Origin of the sequence: Telluria beijingensis (assembly GCF_030770395.1) — a bacterium.
Lineage (GTDB): Bacteria > Pseudomonadota > Gammaproteobacteria > Burkholderiales > Burkholderiaceae_D > Telluria > Telluria beijingensis.
In genome coordinates, this window is record NZ_CP132480.1 from 3,158,799 (window position 1) to 3,178,974 (window position 20,176).

Annotated in this window: 19 protein-coding genes; 3 read left to right on the forward strand and 16 right to left on the reverse strand. The window is 63.4% G+C overall.

Annotated features, from left to right (window positions below; genetic code table 11):
• Nucleotides 1-108 precede the first annotated feature (108 nt).
• Entirely contained in the window at nucleotides 109-444 is a 336-nt protein-coding gene (locus Q9246_RS14010; protein WP_306391189.1) for a hypothetical protein, read from the forward strand.
• Nucleotides 445-688: 244 nt separating this feature from the next.
• Here Q9246_RS14010 and cysM read toward each other — a convergent pair whose 3' ends face one another.
• The 16 genes from cysM to gyrA form a co-directional block, all read right to left on the reverse strand.
• Nucleotides 689-1,591: a cysteine synthase CysM gene (gene cysM / locus Q9246_RS14015; protein WP_306391190.1), complete on the reverse strand. Its 903-nt coding sequence runs from the start codon at nucleotides 1,589-1,591 to the stop codon at nucleotides 689-691.
• Nucleotides 1,592-1,709: 118 nt separating this feature from the next.
• Entirely contained in the window at nucleotides 1,710-3,083 is a 1,374-nt protein-coding gene (locus Q9246_RS14020; protein ID WP_306391191.1) for a M20/M25/M40 family metallo-hydrolase, read from the reverse strand.
• Nucleotides 3,084-3,172: 89 nt separating this feature from the next.
• Nucleotides 3,173-3,523: a ComEA family DNA-binding protein gene (locus Q9246_RS14025; protein WP_306391192.1), complete on the reverse strand. Its 351-nt coding sequence runs from the start codon at nucleotides 3,521-3,523 to the stop codon at nucleotides 3,173-3,175.
• A 106-nt stretch (nucleotides 3,524-3,629) separates the two neighbouring features.
• Nucleotides 3,630-4,607 (reverse strand): D-glycero-beta-D-manno-heptose-7-phosphate kinase, encoded by a 978-nt coding sequence (gene rfaE1, locus Q9246_RS14030; RefSeq protein WP_306391193.1) that lies wholly within the window; start codon nucleotides 4,605-4,607, stop codon nucleotides 3,630-3,632.
• A gap of 5 nt (nucleotides 4,608-4,612) precedes the next feature.
• A complete protein-coding gene (lapB, locus tag Q9246_RS14035) occupies nucleotides 4,613-5,788 on the reverse strand; it encodes a lipopolysaccharide assembly protein LapB (RefSeq protein ID WP_306391195.1) in 1,176 nt (391 codons plus the stop codon).
• A 22-nt stretch (nucleotides 5,789-5,810) separates the two neighbouring features.
• Nucleotides 5,811-6,128, reverse strand: a complete 318-nt coding sequence (locus Q9246_RS14040) for a LapA family protein (RefSeq protein ID WP_306391196.1) — start codon at nucleotides 6,126-6,128, stop codon at nucleotides 5,811-5,813.
• A gap of 152 nt (nucleotides 6,129-6,280) precedes the next feature.
• Nucleotides 6,281-6,586 (reverse strand): integration host factor subunit beta, encoded by a 306-nt coding sequence (locus Q9246_RS14045; protein ID WP_005668997.1) that lies wholly within the window; start codon nucleotides 6,584-6,586, stop codon nucleotides 6,281-6,283.
• Nucleotides 6,587-6,610: 24 nt separating this feature from the next.
• A complete protein-coding gene (gene rpsA / locus Q9246_RS14050; RefSeq protein WP_292034509.1) occupies nucleotides 6,611-8,332 on the reverse strand; it encodes a 30S ribosomal protein S1 in 1,722 nt (573 codons plus the stop codon).
• A gap of 299 nt (nucleotides 8,333-8,631) precedes the next feature.
• Nucleotides 8,632-9,294 (reverse strand): (d)CMP kinase, encoded by a 663-nt coding sequence (gene cmk, locus Q9246_RS14055; RefSeq protein WP_306391198.1) that lies wholly within the window; start codon nucleotides 9,292-9,294, stop codon nucleotides 8,632-8,634.
• Nucleotides 9,295-9,314: 20 nt separating this feature from the next.
• The gene (aroA, locus tag Q9246_RS14060) at nucleotides 9,315-10,646 is read right to left on the reverse strand and encodes a 3-phosphoshikimate 1-carboxyvinyltransferase (RefSeq protein ID WP_306391199.1); all 1,332 of its coding nucleotides are present in this window, start codon (nucleotides 10,644-10,646) and stop codon (nucleotides 9,315-9,317) included.
• Nucleotides 10,643-11,551, reverse strand: a complete 909-nt coding sequence (locus tag Q9246_RS14065; protein WP_306391200.1) for a prephenate dehydrogenase — start codon at nucleotides 11,549-11,551, stop codon at nucleotides 10,643-10,645. The genes aroA and Q9246_RS14065 overlap by 4 nt, the downstream gene beginning before the upstream one ends.
• The gene (hisC, locus tag Q9246_RS14070) at nucleotides 11,552-12,655 is read right to left on the reverse strand and encodes a histidinol-phosphate transaminase (RefSeq protein WP_306391201.1); all 1,104 of its coding nucleotides are present in this window, start codon (nucleotides 12,653-12,655) and stop codon (nucleotides 11,552-11,554) included. It lies immediately after the preceding gene.
• 21 nt (nucleotides 12,656-12,676) lie between these two features.
• Complete coding sequence (gene pheA, locus Q9246_RS14075) at nucleotides 12,677-13,747, reverse strand: prephenate dehydratase (protein ID WP_306391202.1); 1,071 nt, start codon at nucleotides 13,745-13,747, stop codon at nucleotides 12,677-12,679.
• A gap of 121 nt (nucleotides 13,748-13,868) precedes the next feature.
• On the reverse strand, nucleotides 13,869-14,954 hold the full coding sequence (gene serC, locus Q9246_RS14080) for a 3-phosphoserine/phosphohydroxythreonine transaminase (protein WP_306391203.1): 1,086 nt from the start codon (nucleotides 14,952-14,954) through the stop codon (nucleotides 13,869-13,871).
• A gap of 18 nt (nucleotides 14,955-14,972) precedes the next feature.
• Nucleotides 14,973-15,527 carry a DUF2059 domain-containing protein gene (locus Q9246_RS14085; RefSeq protein ID WP_306391204.1) on the reverse strand — a complete coding sequence of 185 codons (555 nt, stop codon included), beginning with the start codon at nucleotides 15,525-15,527 and terminating at the stop codon, nucleotides 14,973-14,975.
• Between the two features lie 82 nt (nucleotides 15,528-15,609).
• Nucleotides 15,610-18,225: a DNA gyrase subunit A gene (gene gyrA / locus Q9246_RS14090; RefSeq protein WP_306391205.1), complete on the reverse strand. Its 2,616-nt coding sequence runs from the start codon at nucleotides 18,223-18,225 to the stop codon at nucleotides 15,610-15,612.
• Nucleotides 18,226-18,604: 379 nt separating this feature from the next.
• Here gyrA and ompA point away from each other — a divergent pair, with 379 nt between their 5' ends.
• Together ompA and ubiG are read left to right on the forward strand one after the other, a co-directional pair.
• The gene (gene ompA / locus Q9246_RS14095; RefSeq protein WP_306391207.1) at nucleotides 18,605-19,312 is read left to right on the forward strand and encodes an outer membrane protein OmpA; all 708 of its coding nucleotides are present in this window, start codon (nucleotides 18,605-18,607) and stop codon (nucleotides 19,310-19,312) included.
• Nucleotides 19,313-19,471: 159 nt separating this feature from the next.
• A complete protein-coding gene (ubiG, locus tag Q9246_RS14100; RefSeq protein ID WP_306391208.1) occupies nucleotides 19,472-20,176 on the forward strand; it encodes a bifunctional 2-polyprenyl-6-hydroxyphenol methylase/3-demethylubiquinol 3-O-methyltransferase UbiG in 705 nt (234 codons plus the stop codon).

The following is a 20,176-nucleotide window of genomic DNA, read 5'->3' on the forward strand; positions in this document are numbered from 1 at the left end:
ATCGGAATAAAAATAGTTGTACAATTGAATAGAAAATTACGAAATTAAATTTGCGGAATCGAGCGCCTCCAGCGACTCCGTTTCACCCCCCTGATAGGAATATGAATCATGACTAACCAAGTCGGCATTGATATGAACAGCGATTCGGAAGGCGATGAGCTGCTTCAGTACAACCCGAACCGCCTGCTCGACACCCTGATCGAGAACCTGCGCCTGAAGAACGACGCAGCACTGTCGCGCGCACTCGAAGTCGCGCCGCCGGTGATTTCGAAGATCCGCCACCATCGCCTGCCGGTCGGCGCTTCGCTGCTGATCCGCATGCACGAAGTCAGCGACCTGTCGATCCGCGACCTGCGCTACCTGATGGGCGACCGCCGTGCGAAGTTCCGCATCAGCGACAAGCAGTTCAAGCCGAAGGAAGGTGCGGTTCCTGCAAAGGACTGAGGCGCCGCGGGCGTGGCGGTGATGGTACTGCGCGCCCTGGCCCTCCCCTTGTGCACAGGATTGGCGGCGCCCTGCGCGCCGCCACGTGAGTAGTGCGTACGCCCGCGCGGGCGTACGAGCCGCCGCATTGGCGGACGACCGACCGGGCCGGCGATGAGCCGCTTGTAAGGTCTACGCAGTCCCAGCGACTGATACGACAAAGGCCGCCTGTCATCCAGGCGGCCTTTTTATTGGGCGCTGTCTTTTAAGCCGGGAACACGCCGGTCGACAGGTAGCGGTCGCCGCGATCGCACACCACGAACACGATGGTCGCGTTCTCGACCGTCTGGGCGATGCGCAATGCCACTTCGCAGGCGCCGGCGGCCGAGATGCCGCAGAAGATGCCTTCTTCGGCCGCCAACCGGCGCGCCATCTGCTCGGCGGACGCTTGGCTGACGTTCTCGACCTGGTCGACGCGCGCCGATTCGAAGATCTTCGGCAGATAGGCTTCGGGCCATTTGCGGATGCCCGGGATCGACGAGCCTTCTTCGGGCTGGGCGCCGACGATGCGGATCGCCTCGTTCTGTTCCTTCAGGTAGCGCGAGACGCCCATGATGGTGCCGGTGGTGCCCATGGCGCTGACGAAGTGGGTAACACGTCCTTCCGTATCCCTCCAAATCTCGGGACCGGTAGTCTCGTAGTGCGCGCGCGGATTATCGAAATTGGCGAACTGGTCGAGGATGATGCCCTGGCCATCTTTCTGCATCTGCTCGGCCATGTCGCGCGCATATTCCATGCCGCCCGATTTCGGCGTCAGGATGATTTGCGCGCCGTAGGCGGCCATGCTCTGGCGGCGCTCGACCGAGAGATTGTCTGGCATGAGCAGGATCATCTTGTAGCCGAGGATCGCCGCCGCCATCGCCAGCGCGATGCCCGTATTACCGCTGGTCGCTTCGATCAGGGTGTCGCCCGGCTTGATCTGGCCGCGCAATTCGGCGCCGCGCAGCATCGACATCGCTGCCCGGTCCTTCACCGAGCCGGCCGGGTTATTGCCTTCCAGCTTGCCCAGGATGATGTTGTTGCGGGCCGCGATGTCAGCGCCCGGCAGGCGCTGCAGCTGCACGAGCGGCGTATTGCCGATCGTGGCTTCGATGGTCTTGTAAGCCATTGCTTTCTCTATTCCTTGCGATACCAAAGCGCCATTTTAATCCGAGAAGCAAGTCGGCGTTTGGTCAGGCCCTGACGGACATCTTCCGCCAGGGACGAGAAGCCTGGCTTATGCTGCGTCAGCGCAGGGGCAAGGGATAGGTGGCCGGGCTGACGTTGCCGTCCTTGTCGACAGCCTGCACGCCGAAGAACACATTGTCTTTCGACAGGTCGACCGTGGCTTCAGTGACATTACCGACCCACTTCGAACCTTCCCAGTTGGCTGACGTGGTGTCGCGCCACACGAGGCGGTAACCGGCCAGGTCGGGTTCGGCGTTTGCCTTCCACACCAGGGTCGAATCGTTGGTGAGACCCGATGTGCGCAATTTGACGTCTTGCGGCGCGCCAGGCGCCAGCGCCAGCGACGCCATCGCGGCGCCATTGACCTTGGTGACGTTGGCAACATAGCGGAAGTCGACGTGATCGATCGTGTCGCCATACACCTTGCCGCCTTCGGTGCGCAGGTCCTGGTGCTGGTGGTCGAAGTTCTCGGCCGGCTCGGTGAAGCGCAGCGCGGCATAGCCCTGCTCCAGGAACGGCATGTGGTCGCCGCCGCGCAGGTAGCGGTCGTGGCGCTGGATGACGTTGACCTTGAAGCCCTTCACGTAGCGCTCGCCCTGCTCCTTGGTATGGCGCGCGAGCTGGCGCGAGAGCGAATCGTTCTCGCCGCCGGTAGCCACCAGCTGGCGCACGGCCTCGCTCATTTCCTTGGTCGCCGGGATGCTTTGCGCGAACAGGCGCACCGATTTGTCGTCGACCTTGCCATCGTCGCCGCGCGAGCTGCCGATGATGTCGTTGGTGAACATGCCGGCCACGTTCCAGCCCTTCTCGCGGGCCTGGGTCGCCCAGTGGCGGGCGCCGATCAGGCCCTGCTCTTCGGCCGCCACGGCCATGAACACCAGCGTGGCGTCGAATTTGTACTTGGCCATCACGCAGGCCAGTTCCATGATGGCGGCGGTGCCCGAGGCATCGTCATTGGCGCCCGGCGCATCCGAGGTGGCGTCCATCACGTCCGAGGCGCGCGAATCGTAGTGGCCGCTGACCACGTACATGCGGTCCTTCGAAGCCGCCTGCGTGCCCGGCAGCGTGGCGACCACGTTGACGATCTCGGTCGGCTTCGAGATGCGCGCCGAGACCGGGGCCACGTGGCTTTCGAAGGCGACCTGCAGCGGCGTGCCGGCGCCGCAGCGCTCAAGCTCGGCCTTGATCCAGCGCCGGGCGGCGCCAATGCCGCGCGTCTCGGACTCGGTTTCCGACATCGTGTGGCGGGTGCCGAAGCTGACCAGTTTCTGGATATGGCCTTCGATGCGCTTCTGCGAAATCTCGCCAAGGATCTTGTTGATCTGGGCTTGCTGGGCGGTGATATTGGGTTGTGCGGGAGTAGCTGCGGAAGCGCCGGCCGAGGCTGCCAGCAGGGCCGCCAGCAAGGCGGTGGAAACACGGGCGTGAGGCATGATTACCTTTCTGGTATTGGATGTGCAAGCTGTAACAGATGAGCTTGCACATCTTGCCATGCGCCTCGGGGAATGTCAGTCAATACATGTCACATTGCGGCTTTGGCATCGGCCGTCTGGGCCGGCTTGGCGGCCTTGACGGCCTTGGCGGCCGGCGCCGCCGTAGCGCCCTCCTTGCCCTTTCCGTTGACCACCAGGCCGGCTTCGGACAGCTTCGCGGCCTTCTTGTCACCCAAGCCTTTTATCCGCCCCTGCAGGTCGGTCCAGTCCTTGAACTCGCCCTTGGCGCGTTCGTCCAGGATGTTCTTGGACATGCTCGGTCCCACGCCCTTCACGCCGTCGAGCGCGGCAGCATCGGCCTTGTTGACATCGACCTGGGCAAAGGCGAAGCCGGCCGAGGCGACCAGCGCGGCGACCGCCAGTATCAGTTTCTTGATCATTGATGTTCTCCGTAGGTGAATACACCCGACGGCGGCGCCGCCGGAGTTCACTTAGACGGATGACCCCGGCTTTTGTTGATGCTCGAGGACTGAGCGCGATCAAGGGTCAGGCGGGGAAGAGCTCCTCGCGGGTCACGGTCGCCGTGCCCAGCTTGCCGACCACGATACCGCCGGCCCGGTTGGCCGTTACCAGCGCCTCGGCCAGCGGCGCGCCGGTGCCGAGCATGGTGGCCAGGGTGGCGATCACGGTGTCGCCGGCGCCCGAGACGTCGAACACCTCGCGCGCGTCGGCATGCACGTGCAGCACCTCGTCCTGCGTGAACAGGCTCATGCCTTCTTCGGAACGGGTCAGCAGCAACGCATCCAGGCCCAGTTCCTCGCGCAGCTTTTGCGCTTTCTCGAGCAATTGCTCTTCGGTCTTCCAGCCGCCGACGACTTGCTGCAGCTCGGAACGGTTCGGGGTCAGGATGCTGGCGCCGCGATACGGCGTGAAATCGTCGCCCTTCGGGTCGACCAGCACGATCTTGCCGGCGGCGCGCGCCAGCGCGATCATCTCGGCCACGTTCACCAGCGCGCCCTTGTTGTAGTCGGACAGCACGATCACGTCATAGTCCGGCAGCAGCGCCTTGAACTGGGTGAGCTTGTCGCGCAACACGTCCTCGGTCGGCGCATCCTCGAAGTCGATGCGCACCATCTGCTGCTGGCGGCCGATCACGCGCAGCTTGATGATGGTCGAAATCGCCTCGTCGCGCTTCAGGTAGCTGTGGATGCCACCCGCCTGCAGCAATTGCTCCATTTGGTCGCCCGCCTCGTCGGCGCCGGCCACGCCCAGCAAGCCCGTGTGCGCGCCCAGCGCGGCGGCATTGCGCGCCACATTGGCGGCGCCGCCCAGGCGTTCTTCGCGTTTCTGGATCCGCACCACCGGCACCGGCGCCTCGGGCGAGATGCGCGACACGTCACCAAACCAGTAGCGGTCGAGCATCACGTCGCCCACCACCAGCAGGCGCACGGCGGACAGTTGCGGGGCCGCCTGCTGGCGGAAATCGTCGGCCGCCAGCAGGCGGCTCGGGGTCGGCTTGTTCATGGCGCTCAGTTCATCACATTCAGTTCTTCGGTGCGGCGCGGCGGATAGGAGTCCCAGCGGTTGCACCCGGGGCACTGCCAGTAGAACTGGCGCGCCTTGAAGCCGCAGTGGCTGCACTGGTAGCGCGCCAGCTTCTGGGTATAGCGCTGCACCAGGTTCTTGACCATCGACAGTTCTTCCCAGATATTCGCCGGCGCATCCATCAGGCGCGCTTCCAGCAGTTTATCCAGGCCCAGCAGGGTCGGATTGCGGCGCAATTCCTCGACCACCAGCTCCTTGGCCGCCTGCACGCCATCGAGTTCGATGACGGCCTTGAACACCACCTCGATCAGGTCGATCGACGAGGCCTCGGCGAGGTAGGACTTGAGCAGGTTGACGCCTTCCTGCGGGCGGCCCACCTTGCGGTAGCCATCCATCAGGCGGGCGGCGACCAGGGCCACGTGCGGCACGCTCTGCTGCTCGACGCGGCGCCAGGTCTTGAGGGCTTCTTCGACGTCGCCCTGGGCCAGCAGCGCGTCGCCGCGCAGGATGGTGGCGCGCACGCTGTTGCGGTCGGCTTCCAGGGCTTTGTCCAGCAGCAGCATGGCGTCGCTTGGCGCGGTATGTACCAGCGCATCCTGGGCCAATTCGCAATAGAACTGAGCAATTTCTTTCTGACGTGAGCCGGCGCCCGATTCCTGCAGCCCTTCTGCGGCCGCGATGGCGCGTTTCCACTCTTTCTCGCGCTGGTAGATCTCGAGCAGCGAGCGGCGCGCCTTGACGGCGTACGATGAGTCGACCAGTTGATCAAAGGTTTCCTCGGCGCGATCGAGCAGGCCGGCTTTCAGGTAGTCGATACCGAGCTCGTACTGCGCGTGCGCCTTGTCTTCAGCCGGCAGGTCGGGCCGCGCCAGCAGGTTCTGGTGCACGCGGATGGCGCGCTCGGTCTCGCCGCGGCGGCGGAACAGGTTACCCAGCGCAAAGTGCATATCGCTCGACTCGGGGTCGAGCTTGACGATCTCGATGAAGGAATCGATGGCCTTGTCGGGCTGGTCGTTCAGCAAGTGATTGAGGCCCTTGAAATAGCCGCGCGGCAAGGTGCGCGATTCGGAGACCAGTTCATTGATGTCGACCCGGGCCGCAAGCCAGCCGAGACCAAAAAAGAAGGGGATGCCAAGCAGCATCCAGAGTTCGAATTCCATGGAGTTCTTGTTTTCTTATTGTTCAGTGCCGCGGCGGGGCCGGCGGCACGCTGTCCGGCGCCGGCGCGACCGGGGTGCCGGTGCCGGCGGCGCTTTGCAGCGACTGGATGGTGATCTTGTTGAGCCACTTCTCGCGGCGCTGGCGGAACACGGTCGGGGCCAGCGCCATGATGCCGAAGGCGGCGCCGGCAACGAAGAAGGCCAGCAGCATCAGCACCAGCGGGCCGCGCAATTCATATTGCAGGAAGAAGTGCAGGTCGACTTCCTGGGTATTCTTCAGGGCGAAGCCGAAGAAGAGGATGAACAGGACGATTCCGACGATGGTCGAGACGAATTTCATCAGCAGGTTCCGCTGGAGAATGGTGTGAGGGCGAAGTGTCGCATATTCGCCATGATATTTCAAAATGGTATGGGGCGTGGGACCGCTGGCCCGATGGCAGAGATAAAAAAACGGCATCCTCGCGGATGCCGTTCTTGTGGGCTTGAAACGACTCAATCGTTGATGATCGGTTGACCGACCATCGCATCCACCCGCTCGCGCAACTGCTTGCCCGGCTTGAAGTGCGGCACCCGTTTCTCAGGCACCATCACCTTGTCGCCGGACTTCGGATTGCGTCCGATGCGCGGGGGACGGCTGTTCAGCGAAAAGCTGCCGAAACCACGGATCTCGATGCGCTGCCCGGTCGCCAGGGCGTTGGTCATCGCGTCGAGGATGGTCTTGACAGCGAATTCCGCATCCTTTGCCACCAGCTGCGAATAACGCTCAGCCAGACGGTTGATCAGCTCGGATTTGGTCATCGCAGCTCCTCAGGAAATTCCTGATTAGTTCTTATTGTCGAACTTGGCCTTCAGCAGTGCGCCCAGGCTGGTGGTGCCCGAAGCTGCGCTGTTGTCGTTCGCCAGTTTGCTCATCGCTTCCTGGGTGTCGGCGCTGTCTTTCGCCTTGATCGACAGCTGGATGCTGCGAGCCTTGCGATCGATGTTGATGACCAGGGCTTCGACCTTGTCGCCCACTTTCAGGTGGGTGCCAGCGTCTTCCACGCGGTCACGCGAGATTTCCGACGCGCGCAGGTAGCCTTCGACTTCTTCGCTCAGCGAGATCACGGCGCCTTTTGGCTCAACCGATTTCACGGTGCCGGTGACCAGCGAACCCTTGTCGTTCAGCGACGAGTAGGTGTTGAACGGGTCGCCTTCCAGCTGCTTCACGCCCAGCGAAACACGCTCGCGCTCGACGTCGATTGCCAGGACCACGGCTTCCAGCTCGTCGCCCTTCTTGAAGCGACGCACGGCTTCTTCGCCGGCTTCGGTCCACGACAGGTCCGACAGGTGGACCAGGCCATCGATATTGCCTGGCAGGCCGATGAAGACGCCGAAGTCGGTGATCGACTTGATCGAACCCTTGACCTTGTCGCCCTTCTTGTGGGTCATGCCGAAGTCGTCCCATGGGTTCGCCTTGCACTGCTTCATGCCCAGCGAGATACGGCGACGCTCTTCGTCGATTTCCAGGACCATGACTTCCACTTCGTCGCCCAGCTGGACAACCTTGTTTGGAGCCACGTTCTTGTTGGTCCAGTCCATTTCCGACACGTGGACCAGGCCTTCGATGCCTTGTTCCACTTCGACGAACGCGCCGTAGTCGGTCAGGTTGGTGACTTTACCGAACAGGCGGGTGCCTTGTGGGTAACGACGCGACAGACCGGTCCATGGATCGTCGCCCAGTTGCTTGACGCCCAGCGAAACGCGGTTCTTCTCTTGATCGTACTTGAGGACCTTGGCGGTGATCTCTTGGCCAACCGACAGGACTTCCGACGGGTGACGCACGCGACGCCATGCCAGGTCGGTGATGTGCAGCAGGCCGTCGATGCCGCCCAGGTCGACGAACGCACCGTAGTCGGTGATGTTCTTGACGACGCCGGTCACCACGGTGCCTTCTTTCAGGGTTTCCATCAGCTTCGCGCGCTCTTCGCCCATCGAGGCTTCGATGACGGCACGACGCGACAGCACGACGTTGTTACGCTTGCGGTCCAGCTTGATGACCTTGAATTCGAGGGTCTTGCCTTCGAATGGGGTGGTGTCCTTGACTGGACGGGTGTCAACCAGCGAACCCGGCAGGAAGGCGCGGATGCCGTTGGTCAGGACGGTCAGGCCGCCTTTGACTTTACCGTTGACGGTACCGGTGACGATTTCGCCCGATTCCATCGCTTTTTCCAGTGCCAGCCACGATGCCAGGCGCTTGGCCTTGTCGCGCGACAGGATGGTGTCGCCGAAGCCGTTTTCCAGCGACTCGATAGCCACGGAAACGAAATCGCCGATTTGAACTTCCAGTTCGCCCTGGTCGTTCTTGAATTCTTCAACTGGGATGAACGCTTCCGACTTCAGGCCGGCGTTGACGATCACGAAGTTGTGATCCAGGCGCACGACTTCAGCCGAGATGACTTCGCCCGAACGCATGTCCTGGCGTTGCAGCGATTCCTCGAAGAGGGCTGCGAAGCTTTCCATACCGGTATCTTGAGTTGCAGTAGACATAAAAGTGGGATATTTCATGTTAACCAGCAGGCCGGCAATATGCGGACTGAACTGGGTTAGGGTTAAAACACGCCTGCAACGCCAAAAATCTGTTGCAAGCACCAAAGGACGCCGGCCGTGAGACCGTCGTCCCCGCGAAGGCGGGGACCCAAGTTACTTAGCGCAGCCGCCACGGCGATGACTCGAGCCAACGGCGGCGTTACGGACTTGGATTCCCGCCTGCGCGGGAATGACGTTTTGACGCCAACGGCTTACGCCGAAGGCATCGAAACGCCATTCAAAGTCTTTAAAAACTCTTCTTGATTACTTTTGCCGGGTTACTTCTGCGAATACCAGGCCATGACCTGTTCCACTGCCTCATCCACGCCCATTTCGGACGTATCCAGCAGATGCGCATCCTCCGCCGGCGCCAGGGGAGCGACCGCGCGCTTGGTGTCGCGCTCGTCACGGGCCTGCAAATCCGCGAGCAGATCGTCCATATTAGCAGAAAATCCTTTGTCAATCAATTGCTTATACCGGCGTGTCGCACGGGCCTCAACACTTGCGGTCAAGAACACCTTCAGCTTGGCGCCAGGGAAGATCACAGTGCCCATATCGCGCCCGTCGGCCACCAGCCCCGGCGTCTGGCGAAAGCCCAGCTGCAGCCCGAACAAGGCCGTGCGCACGGTCGGCAGCGCGGCGATCTTCGACGCCATATTGCCCACTTCCTCGGCCCGGATCGCATGGCTGACGTCTTCATTCGCCAGGTAAATATTGCCGCCCTGGAAACGCGCCGGCAGGTGCTCGGCCAGCTTGGCGATCGCATGCTCGTCGCGCAGGTCGACTTCGCGGCGCAGCGCCTGCAGCGCCGTCAGCCGGTACAGCGCGCCCGAGTCGAGCAGATGAAAACTGAGGCGCTCGGCGACCCGGCTGGCAACCGTGCCCTTGCCCGAGGCGGTCGGGCCGTCGATGGCGATGACTGGTATGTTCGAATTCGGCATGCGGATTCCCTGGCTAACGGTTAAAACAACTCGTCGCGCGCGATGCCCGCGAACGCCTCGAAATAATCGGGGAAGGTCTTGGCCACGCACTTCGGATCGTTGATCCGCATCGCATTGCCGCGCCGCGCCTTGCCGTCGAGCGAGGCGAGCGAGAAGCACATCGCCATCCGGTGGTCGTCATAGGTATCGATGGTGGCCGGTTTCAGTTCCTCGGGCGGGGTGATGCGGATATAGTCCGGCCCCTCCTCCACCTCGGCGCCAACCTTGCGCAGCTCGGTCGCCATGGCCGCCAGGCGATCGGTTTCCTTCACCCGCCAGCTGGCGATATTGCGCAGCGTGCTCGGACCGTCGGCGTACAGCGCCGCCACCGCGATCGTCATCGCAGCATCCGGGATGTGGTTGAAGTCGGCGTCGATGGCTTTCAATACGCCGTTCGAACGCGCTTCGATCCAGTTGTCGCCGCGGGTGACGATGGCTCCCATTCTCTCCAGCGCATCGGCGAAGCGCACATCGCCCTGGATGCTGTGCTCGCCCACGCCTTCGACCCTCACCGGGCCACCGGCGATCGCGCCCGCCGCCAGGAAATACGATGCCGACGAGGCGTCGCCTTCGACGTGGATGGTGCCGGGGCTGCGGTAGCGCTGGCCGGGATGCACGGTGAACGAGGCCCAGCCGTTCTGCTCTACCTCGACGCCGAAGCGGCGCATCAGGTTCAGGGTGATCTCGATATACGGCTTCGAGATCAGTTCGCCGACGACGTCGATCGCCACCGGATGGCTCTTGGCCATCAGCGGCGCCGACATCAACAGCGCGGTCAGGAACTGGCTCGACACATTGCCGCGCACGGCGATGCGCTGCGGGTTGACGCGGCCGCGGCGGATGCGCAGCGGCGGGAAGCCTTTTTCGCCGGTGTATTCGATCTGGGCGCCGACGTCGTTCAGTGCGTCGACCAGGTCGCCGATCGGGCGCTCGTGCATGCGCGACACGCCATGCAGCGTATAGTCGCCGCCGATCACGGCCAGGGCGGCGGTCAGCGGACGGATCGCGGTGCCGGCATTGCCCAGGAACAGGTCGGCCTCATGGTTCGGCAACTCGCCGCCATTGCCGTGCACGACCACGGTGCGCTCGTCGACCTCGTCCCACTGGATGCCCAGCGAGCGCAGGGCGCCCAGCATCACCATGGTGTCGTCCGAGGCCAGCAGGTCGTGGATCGTGGTCGCGCCCTCGGACAGCGCCGCCAGCAGCAGCGTGCGGTTCGAGATGCTCTTGGAACCCGGCAGCCGCACCGTGCCCTGCGCATGAAGCACGGGCTCGAGGTCGATATGCTGCGGGTAGTGTTTTTGCTGCGTCATGTGTTTTCCTGATTGGGCGAACGCCGGTCCAGCGAGCCGGCCTCGATGGCTTCTTGCCATTCGCGGCGGGCGCGCTGGGCGGTCGCGTAGATTCCTTGCAAACCGACGCCGTCAGCGGCCGCGAGCATGGCCCGCATCGACGTCAATTGTGCCAGATATGCATCCAGCTCGGTAAGCAGCGCGGCGCGATTGGCCAGGCTGATGTCGCGCCACATCTCGGGCGACGAACCGGCGATGCGGGTGAAGTCGCGGAAGCCGCTGGCGGCGTACTGGAACAGCAGGTCGGCGTGTGGCCTGGCGGCGATATCGTCCACCAGCGCATAGGCCAGCAGGTGCGGCAAATGGCTGACGGCGGCGAACACGCGGTCATGGTCTTCCGGGGTGAGCGTGTGGATCGCGGCGCCGCAGGCGCGCCAGGCGCTGGCGACCCGTTCGACGTCCTCGGCCGCGTTTTCCGGCAGCGGCGCCAGCACGCATTTCTTGCCCTGGTACAGGCCGGGCAAGGCAGCGTCGGGACCGTTCGATTCGCTGCCCGCGATCGGGTGGCCGGGCACGAACTGGCGTACGCGGTCCCCCAGCACCGCGCGCGCGGCCGCGACCACGTCGCACTTGGTGCTGCCGGCGTCGGTCACGACCGTCTGCCGCTCCAGGTGCGGCAACAGCGCTTCGAGGATGGCGCCGGCCTGCGCCACCGGCGCCGCCAGCAGCACGAGGTCGGCGCCGCGCAGCGCATCCGCGTAGTCATCGCTCACGCGATCGACGATGCCGAGCGCCAAAGCGCGCGCCATCGCCTCGGGGTGGCGGCCGATGCCGACCACCTCGCCCACCTGGCCAGCCTTCTTCAGCGCCAGCGCGAAAGAGCCGCCGATCAGGCCGACGCCGACGATAAGGACTTTACCGAGCATTCAGCTAAGGGATTTCTTGAGCGCTTCGATGAAGGCCGCGTTCTCTTCCGGCAGGCCGATCGAGATGCGCAGCCACTGCGGCAGGCCGTAGGCGCCGACCGGACGCACGATCACGCCCTGCTTGAGCAGCGCCGTGTTCACGCGGGCGCCGGCCTGGTCGTCGTCGCCGACTTTCACCAGCACGAAGTTGCCGAACGACGGCACGTACTCGAGCTTCAACTCCTCGAAGGCGGCGATCATCTGCCTGTAGCCTGCGGCGTTATTTTGCGCACCCTTTTCCAGGAACGGCTTGTCGTTCAGCGCCGCGATCGCGGCGGCCTGCGCCAGCGAGTTGACGTTGAACGGCTGGCGGATGCGGTTCATCAGGTCGGTCACGTCGGGCTGGGCGATGGCGAAGCCCACGCGCAGGCCGGCCAGGCCATAGGCCTTGGAGAAGGTGCGCGAGACGATCAGGTTCGGGTACTTGCGCACCCAGGCGCTCGATTCGAACTGGTGTTCCGGCGCCAGGTATTCGTTGTACGCTTCGTCCAGCACCACGACCACATTGGCCGGCACTTTTTGCAGGAAGGCTTCGACTTGTTCGGCAGGGATGAAGGTGCCGGTCGGGTTGTTCGGGTTGGCGAGGTAGACCAGGCGGGTATCGGCATCGATCGCGGCGGCCATCGCATCCAGGTCATGGCCGTAGTTCACGGCCGGGACCACGATGGCGCGGCCGCCCACGCCCTGCGTCGCCAGCGCATACACCGCGAACGAATACTGCGAGTAGACGACTGCTTCCCCCTTCTGCACGAAGGCGTGGGCGGCGATTTCCAGGATGTCGTTGCTGCCGTTGCCGAGGGTGATCCACTCGGGCGGCACGTCGTAGCGCTGCGACAGCGCGGCCTTCAGTTCGAAGCCGTTGGCGTCCGGGTAGCGGCCGAGATCGGCGGCGGCTTCGAGCATCGCGGCGCGGCTCGATTCCGGCAGGCCGAACGGATTCTCGTTGGACGCCAGCTTGACGATGGTCGCTTCGTCGAGACCGAACTCGCGGGCGACTTCGGCGATGGGTTTGCCGGCCTGGTAAGGGGCGATGGCGCGGACGTATTCTGGACCGAATTTCGACATGGTGTGTCTCTCTCTATTTTGTTAAAGGCTTTGCGGATACGAGCCCAGTACCTTGAAGAAGGCGGCGTTGTCCTTGAGTTCCTCGAGCGCGCGCGCGACGGCGGCATCGTGCACATGGCCCTCGATATCGACGTAGAAGTAATACTCCCAGGTGCCGATACGCGCCGGGCGCGATTCGAAGCGGGTCATCGACACGCCATGCTTTTCCAGCGGCGCCAGCAGGTTGTAGACGGCGCCGGCCTTGTTCGGCACGGCCAGCACGATGCCGGTGCGGTCCTTGCCCGACGGGCCGGTCTGCAACTGGCCGATCACCACGAAGCGGGTGCGGTTGTGCGGATCGTCCTGGATGTGGGCCTGCACCACGCCCAATTGATACTGCTCGCCCGCCATCTCGCTGGCGATCGCGGCGACCGTCGGATCCTGGCTGGCCAGCACGGCCGCCTCGGCGTTCGACGCCACGGCGCGGCGCTCGATGTGCGGATGGTGCAGGTTGAGCCAGACCTGGCACTGGGCCAGCGCCTGCGAGTGCGCGCAGATGGTCTTGATGCCATCCATCGAGCCGGTCTTGCTCATCAGGCTGTGGTGGACGGCGATCGAGACTTCGCCGCTGATGATGGTGGTGGTCGCCAGCAGCAGGTCGAGCGAACGGTTGATCGCGCCTTCGGACGAATTCTCGACCGGGACCACGCCGAAGTCGGCGGTGCCGGCCTCGGTGGCGCGGAATACCTCGTCGATCGACACGCAGGGCAGCGTCTCGATCGCGGTGCCGAATTGCTGGAACACGGCCTGCTCGCTGAAGGTGCCGGTCGGGCCGAGATAGGCGACCGTGACGCGCTTTTCCAGCGCGCGGCAGGACGACATGATCTCGCGGAAGATCGTCTGGACGTCCTTGTCCTTCAGGGGGCCGGGGTTGCGCTCGGCGACGCCGCGCAGCACCTGCGCTTCGCGCTCGGGGCGGAACACCGGGGCATTGGTCTCGGCCTTGACGTGGCCGACCTCTTGCGCGACCTTGCCGCGCTCGCTCAGCAGCGAGAGGATTTGCGCGTCGATCGCATCGATCCGTTCGCGCAGGGGTGTGAGTTTGTCTGTCATCGTTATGCTTCGTGGTCGATTTTGTTTGCAGTGGGTGGAATCAACCGTGAGTTGGACGCGTGGACGGCAGAGCCGTCCACGCGTTCAACCGGCCGATGCGCCATCGCGCATCACGCCGGAATCACCGTCCCGCAAACTCGTTCAAATAATCGACGAGAGCCTGTACGCCCTCGATAGGCATCGCGTTGTAGATCGATGCCCGCATGCCGCCGACGGACTTGTGGCCCTTCAGTTGCAGCAGACCGCGCGCTTGTGCGCCGGTCAGGAATAACTGGTTCAACGATTCGTCGCGCAGGTAGAACGGCACGTTCATGCGCGAACGGAATTCGGGCGCCACGCGATTGGTATAGAAATCGTCGCGGTCGAGCGCCTCATACAGCAGCCGCGCCTTCTCGATATTGCGCTGCTCCATCGCCGCCACGCCGCCATTGGCCTTGAGCCAGGCGAACACCAGGCCCGCGATATAAATCGAATAAGTCGGCGGCGTGTTGTACAGCGAGTCGTGCTCGGCGCAGGTCTTCCAGTGGAAGGCCGACGGGCATTGCGGCGAGGCGAAATCGAGCAGGTCTTCGCGCACGATCACCAGCGTCAGCCCGGCCGGCCCGATATTCTTCTGGGCGCCGGCGAAGATCACGCCGTACTTTGAAACGTCGATCTTGCGCGACAGGATGTGCGACGACATGTCGGCCACGATGGGCACATCGGGATCGATCTCCGGCGCGTCCGGGTATTCGACGCCGTCGATGGTCTCGTTGGTGCAGATGTGCAGATAGGCCGCGTCCTGCGACAGTTTCCACGACTCGCGCGCCGGCACGCGGGCAAAGCCTTCCGCTTCGCTCGACGCCGCGACGTTCACGCGCGCATAGCGCGCCGCTTCCTTGATCGACTTGCCCGACCACGAACCGGTGTGGACGAAATCGACCACCGGGTCCTGGCGGCGGCCCACCAGGTTGAGAGGAACGATGGCGTTCTGCCCCAGTCCCCCGCCCTGCTGGAACAGGATCTTGTAGTTGGCCGGCACGTCCAGCAGCTCACGCAGGTCGTCCAGGGCCTGGCGGTGGATGCTGGAAAATTCCGGACCGCGGTGACTCATCTCCATCACCGACATGCCGCTGCCATGCCAGTCGAGCATTTCGCTCGCCGCCTGCAGCAGCACTTCTTTCGGAAGGACGGCGGGGCCGGCCGAGAAATTGAAGACGTGGGTCATGCGGTCCTTTCTGGAAAATTATTTGGCCTGGGCGTTCTGCATCACTTCCAGCATCAGGCCGTTCAGGCGCGGGGCGACGATCTTCTGGCCGACCGCCATGCTCTCGGCGGCCAGGCGCGGCGAGAGGGCCAGCATCTTCTGGCCCAGTGGGGTGCGGTAGAATGCCGTCAGTTGCTTCAACTCGTCCACGGTGTAGTTGCGCGCGTACAGCGGGCCGATCTCGGCCATCATCTCCTCGATCAGGGCCGGGTCGCGGAACATGCGGTTGACCGCGTCCGCGGCGCCCGGCAGGATCTGCTCGATCTTGGCCAGCGCCGCCTTTTTCTTCTCATCGCTGGCGGTCGGATCGGCATTGATCACGGCCGTGACCTGGGCCCGCATCATCTGCGGCAGCGCCTTTTCCATCTCGGTGAACGAGGCCGTCATCATCTTGCGCACGTCCATCGCGTCCATCAATTCCTTGACCGCCGCAGCCTCCTGGGCGCTCGGGGCGGCAGGCGCTTGCGCCAGCGCGAACGAAGGGATGCCGGCGAAGGCGGCGGCGCAGGTCACGGCGAGAAGGATTTTTTTCATTGGTTTTCCAAGCGGGCGTTGGCGCCCATTGAATTGTACGAAGGGTGCAAACGCCACCTGGCGCTTGCACCCCGCGGCGCCATTATTCCGGCGCCGGTTCCAGCTCGACTTCCTCGAGGTCGGTCTCGACGATGCGCTGCAGGCCGGACAGCTTGGTGCCGTCTTCCACCGCGATCAGGGTCACGCCCTGGGTCGCGCGGCCCATTTCGCGGATCTCGGAAACGCGGGTGCGGATCAGGATGCCGCCGGTCGTGATCAGCATGATCTCGTCGCTCGGCTCGACCAGGGTCGCGGCCACGACTTTGCCGTTACGCTCGCTGGTCTGGATCGCGATCATGCCCTTGGTGCCGCGGCCGTGGCGGGTGTACTCGGTGATCGGGGTACGCTTGCCGAAGCCGTTCTCGGTGGCGGTGAGGACAGTCTGCTCTTCGCTCTCGGCCACCAGCAGCGCGATCACTTGCTGGCCTTCTTCGAGGTTCATGCCGCGCACGCCGCGCGCGGTGCGGCCCATCGGACGCACGTCGTTCTCGTCGAAGCGCACGGCTTTGCCGCCGTCGGAGAACAGCATGACGTCGTGCTTGCCGTCGGTGAGCGCGGCGCCGACCAGCACGTCGCCTTCGTCCAGGTCGACCGCGATGATGCCGGCCTTGCGTGGATTGCTGAAGTCCTTCAGCGGGGTCTTCTTGACCGTGCCCAGCGAAGTCGACATGAAGACGTAGTGATCTTCGGGGAAGGTGCGGTTCTCGCCCTGCAGCGGCAGCACCACGGTGATCTTTTCGTTGTCCTGCAACGGGAACATATTGACGATCGGCTTGCCGCGCGAGTTGCGCGAGCCTTGCGGCACTTCCCACACCTTGAGCCAGTACATCCGGCCACGGTTGCTGAAGCACAGCATGTAGTCGTGGGTATTGGCGATGAACAGCTGGTCGATCCAGTCTTCGTCCTTGGTCGCCGTCGCCTGCTTGCCGCGGCCGCCGCGCTTCTGGGCGCGGTATTCGGAGATCGGCTGCGCCTTCATGTAGCCGGCGTGCGACAGGGTCACCACCATGTCCTGCGGGGTGATCAGGTCTTCGGTCTCGAGGTCGCTGGCGTTGTGCTCGATGGTCGAACGACGGGTGTCCTTGCCGTTGTCGGCGTAGTCGGCCTTGATGGCCGACATCTCGTCGACGATGATCGTGGTCACGCGCTCCGGCTTGGCCAGGATGTCGAGCAGGTCGGCGATGTGGGCCATCACCTCCTTGTATTCGTTGACGATCTTGTCCTGCTCGAGGCCGGTCAGGCGCTGCAGGCGCATCTGCAGGATCTCTTGCGCCTGCTCGTCCGACAGTTTATACAGGCCGTTCTGCTGCATGCCGTAGTGCTTCGGCAGGTGTTCCGGACGGAAGGCGGCGATGCCGCCGGATTCGCCCAGCTCGGTGCGGTTGAGCATCTCGCGCACCAGGGACGAATCCCAGGCGCGCTCCATCAGCTCGACCTTGGCGACCGGCGGGGTCGGCGCGGCCTTGATGATGGCGATGAAGTCGTCGATGTTCGCCAGCGCGACGGCCAGGCCTTCCAGCATGTGACCGCGGTCGCGCGCCTTGCGCAGTTCGAACACGGTGCGGCGGGTGACGACTTCACGGCGGTGCGACAGGAAGCACTCGAGCATTTGCTTGAGGTTCAGCAGCTTCGGCTGGCCATTGACCAGCGCCACCATATTCATGCCGAAGGTGTCTTGCAGCTGGGTCTGCTTGTACAGATTGTTCAGCACCACTTCCGGCACTTCGCCACGTTTGAGCTCGATCACCACGCGCATGCCCGACTTGTCGGACTCGTCGCGGATGTCGCTGATGCCTTCGAGCTTCTTGTCGCGCACGTTTTCGGCGATGCGCTCGAGCAGCGATTTTTTATTTACCTGGTACGGCAGCTCGTCGATGATGATCGCAGTGCGCGAACCGTCGCGGCCCACTTCCTCGAAGTGGGTCTTGGCGCGCATCACCACGCGGCCGCGGCCGGTGCGATAGCCGTCGCGCACGCCCGAGACGCCATAGATGATGCCGGCGGTCGGGAAGTCCGGCGCCGGGATCAGCTCGATCAGCTCGTCGATGGTGCAGTCCGGGTTGCGCAGCACGTGCATCGCGCCGGCAATCACTTCGGACAGGTTGTGCGGCGGGATATTGGTCGCCATGCCGACAGCGATGCCGGACGAACCGTTGATGAGCAGGTTCGGGATGCGGGTCGGCAGGACGGTCGGTTCTTTCTCTTTCCCGTCGTAGTTCGGCTGGAAATCGACCGTGTCCTTGTCGATGTCGGCCAGGATTTCGCCGGCGATGCGGTCCAGGCGGCATTCGGTATAACGCATTGCCGCGGCGCTGTCGCCGTCGATCGAGCCGAAGTTGCCCTGGCCGTCGACCAGGGTGTAGCGCAGCGAGAAATCCTGGGCCATGCGGACCAGCGTGTCGTAGATCGACGAGTCGCCGTGCGGGTGGAACTTGCCCATGGTGTCGCCGACGACGCGCGCGCACTTCAGGTAAGGCCGGTTCCACACGTTGTTCATCTCGTGCATCGCGTAGAGCACACGGCGGTGCACCGGCTTCAGGCCGTCGCGTACGTCCGGCAGCGCTCGGCCCACGATCACGCTCATCGCGTAATCGAGGTAGCTCTTGCGCATCTCTTCTTCGAGGGAAATCGGGACTGTTTCTTTTGCGAATTGATCCATTGGGCGGGTCGACTGCTTTCAGGCGATGGTTATAAGTTGCAACGGACGATTCTACCATGCGACAGATAGCAGTTGCTCAATTCCGACCGCCCTGCCCTGCCCTCTAAAAATTGGGCGGGGAAACGCGAAATTTCCAGCATTGTCGACGCGGGCGGAGTCCGCTTGTGAAAATGTTGCGACGAAACAACGTCAAGCAATTAATGCTTGATGTTTGATTTGGGTGCAGTCGTGCGATTTTGGTGCGTGTGGCAAAATGGACAGGAAGTCAATTGCTTGTTTCACAATACGAAACAGACGGTGCGGCCGCCGTGTTAATCTTATGACCACACACGGAACCTGTCTGATTCGGCTACGGATTTAAAACCGAAAGGAAAAGAATATGAAGAAACTGATCACCGTTCTGCTCGCAGCGTCGGCCGCGATCGCTGGCGTCGCTTCCGCCCAGAGCGCTCCTCCCTACGCACCGCTGACCACCGACATCCAGGCCCGTACCCCGTACAGCGCCTATGTGCAGGATTCCCGCGGCGTGATCGCGCGCAATCCTTTCGGCCTGTGCTGGCGCACCGGCTACTGGACCCCGGCCGATGCGGTCCCGGGCTGCGACGCGCCGCTGTGCGTCGAGCCTGAAAAACTCGAAAACGGCAAGTGCGTCGCTCCGCCGCCGCCACCAGCGCCAGTCGCCGAACCAGCGCCTGCCCCGGTCGTTGCCGCGCCAGTGCCGACCTCGGAAAAAGTCAGCTACTCGGCCGACGCCTTCTTCGACTTCGACAAGGCGATCCTGAAACCGGCCGGCAAGGCCTCGCTGGATGAGCTGAGCGCCAAGCTGGGCGACATGAACCTGGAAGTCATCATCGCCGTCGGCCACACCGACTCGATCGGCACCGATGCCTACAACCAGAAGCTGTCGATCCGCCGCGCCGAGGCTGTCAAAGCCTACCTGAAAGGCAAGGGCATCGAAGAAACCCGTATCTACACCGAAGGCAAGGGCGAGAGCCAGCCGAAGGCCGACAACAAGACCGCCGAAGGCCGCGCACAGAACCGTCGCGTGGAAATCGAAGTGGTCGGTACCCGTACCGTCAACAAGTAATCGGCTTTAAGCCACTGCACTAAGCAGGTCGTCCCCGCGCAGGCGGGGACCCAAGTTTACAAGCGATATCGTGACGCTTAGAAACCTTGGGTCCCCGCCTTCGCGGGGACGACGTTTTTGCGCCGCCGAAATTGAATTATTCCGCTATTATTCCGGGCTATGACGACGACAAACGCAGACCCATTAGAAATCCAGAAGTTCAGCGAACTGGCCCACCGCTGGTGGGACCCGACCTCCGAGTTCCGTCCGCTGCACGAAATCAACCCCTTGCGCCTTGAGTGGATCAATGCGCGCGCGCCCCTGGCCGGCAAGAACGTGATCGACATCGGTTGCGGCGGCGGCGTGCTGTCCGAATCGATGGCGCGCAAGGGCGCCAAGGTTACGGGCATCGACCTGTCCAAGAAGGCGCTCAAGGTCGCCGACCTGCACAGTCTGGAATCGGGCGTCGAGGTGCGCTATAAACACATCGCGGCCGAAGAGATGGCGGAGCAGGAAGCCGGCCAGTTCGACGTGGTCACCTGCATGGAAATGCTGGAACACGTGCCCGATCCGGCCTCGATCGTGCGCGCCGCGGCCGCGCTGGTGAAACCGGGCGGCCATGTGTTCTTCTCGACCCTGAACCGCAATCCCAAGTCGTACCTGTTCGCCGTGATCGGCGCCGAGTACGTGCTGCGCATGCTGCCGCGCGGGACCCACGACTACGGCAAGTTCATCACCCCGGCCGAACTGGCGCAATACGTGCGTTCGGCCGGCCTGCAGGTCGACGGCCTGAAGGGCCTCACCTACAATCCGCTGACCAAGATCTACTCGCTGAACAACGACACCGATGTGAACTACATGGTGGCGTGCAGCAAACCGCTCTGA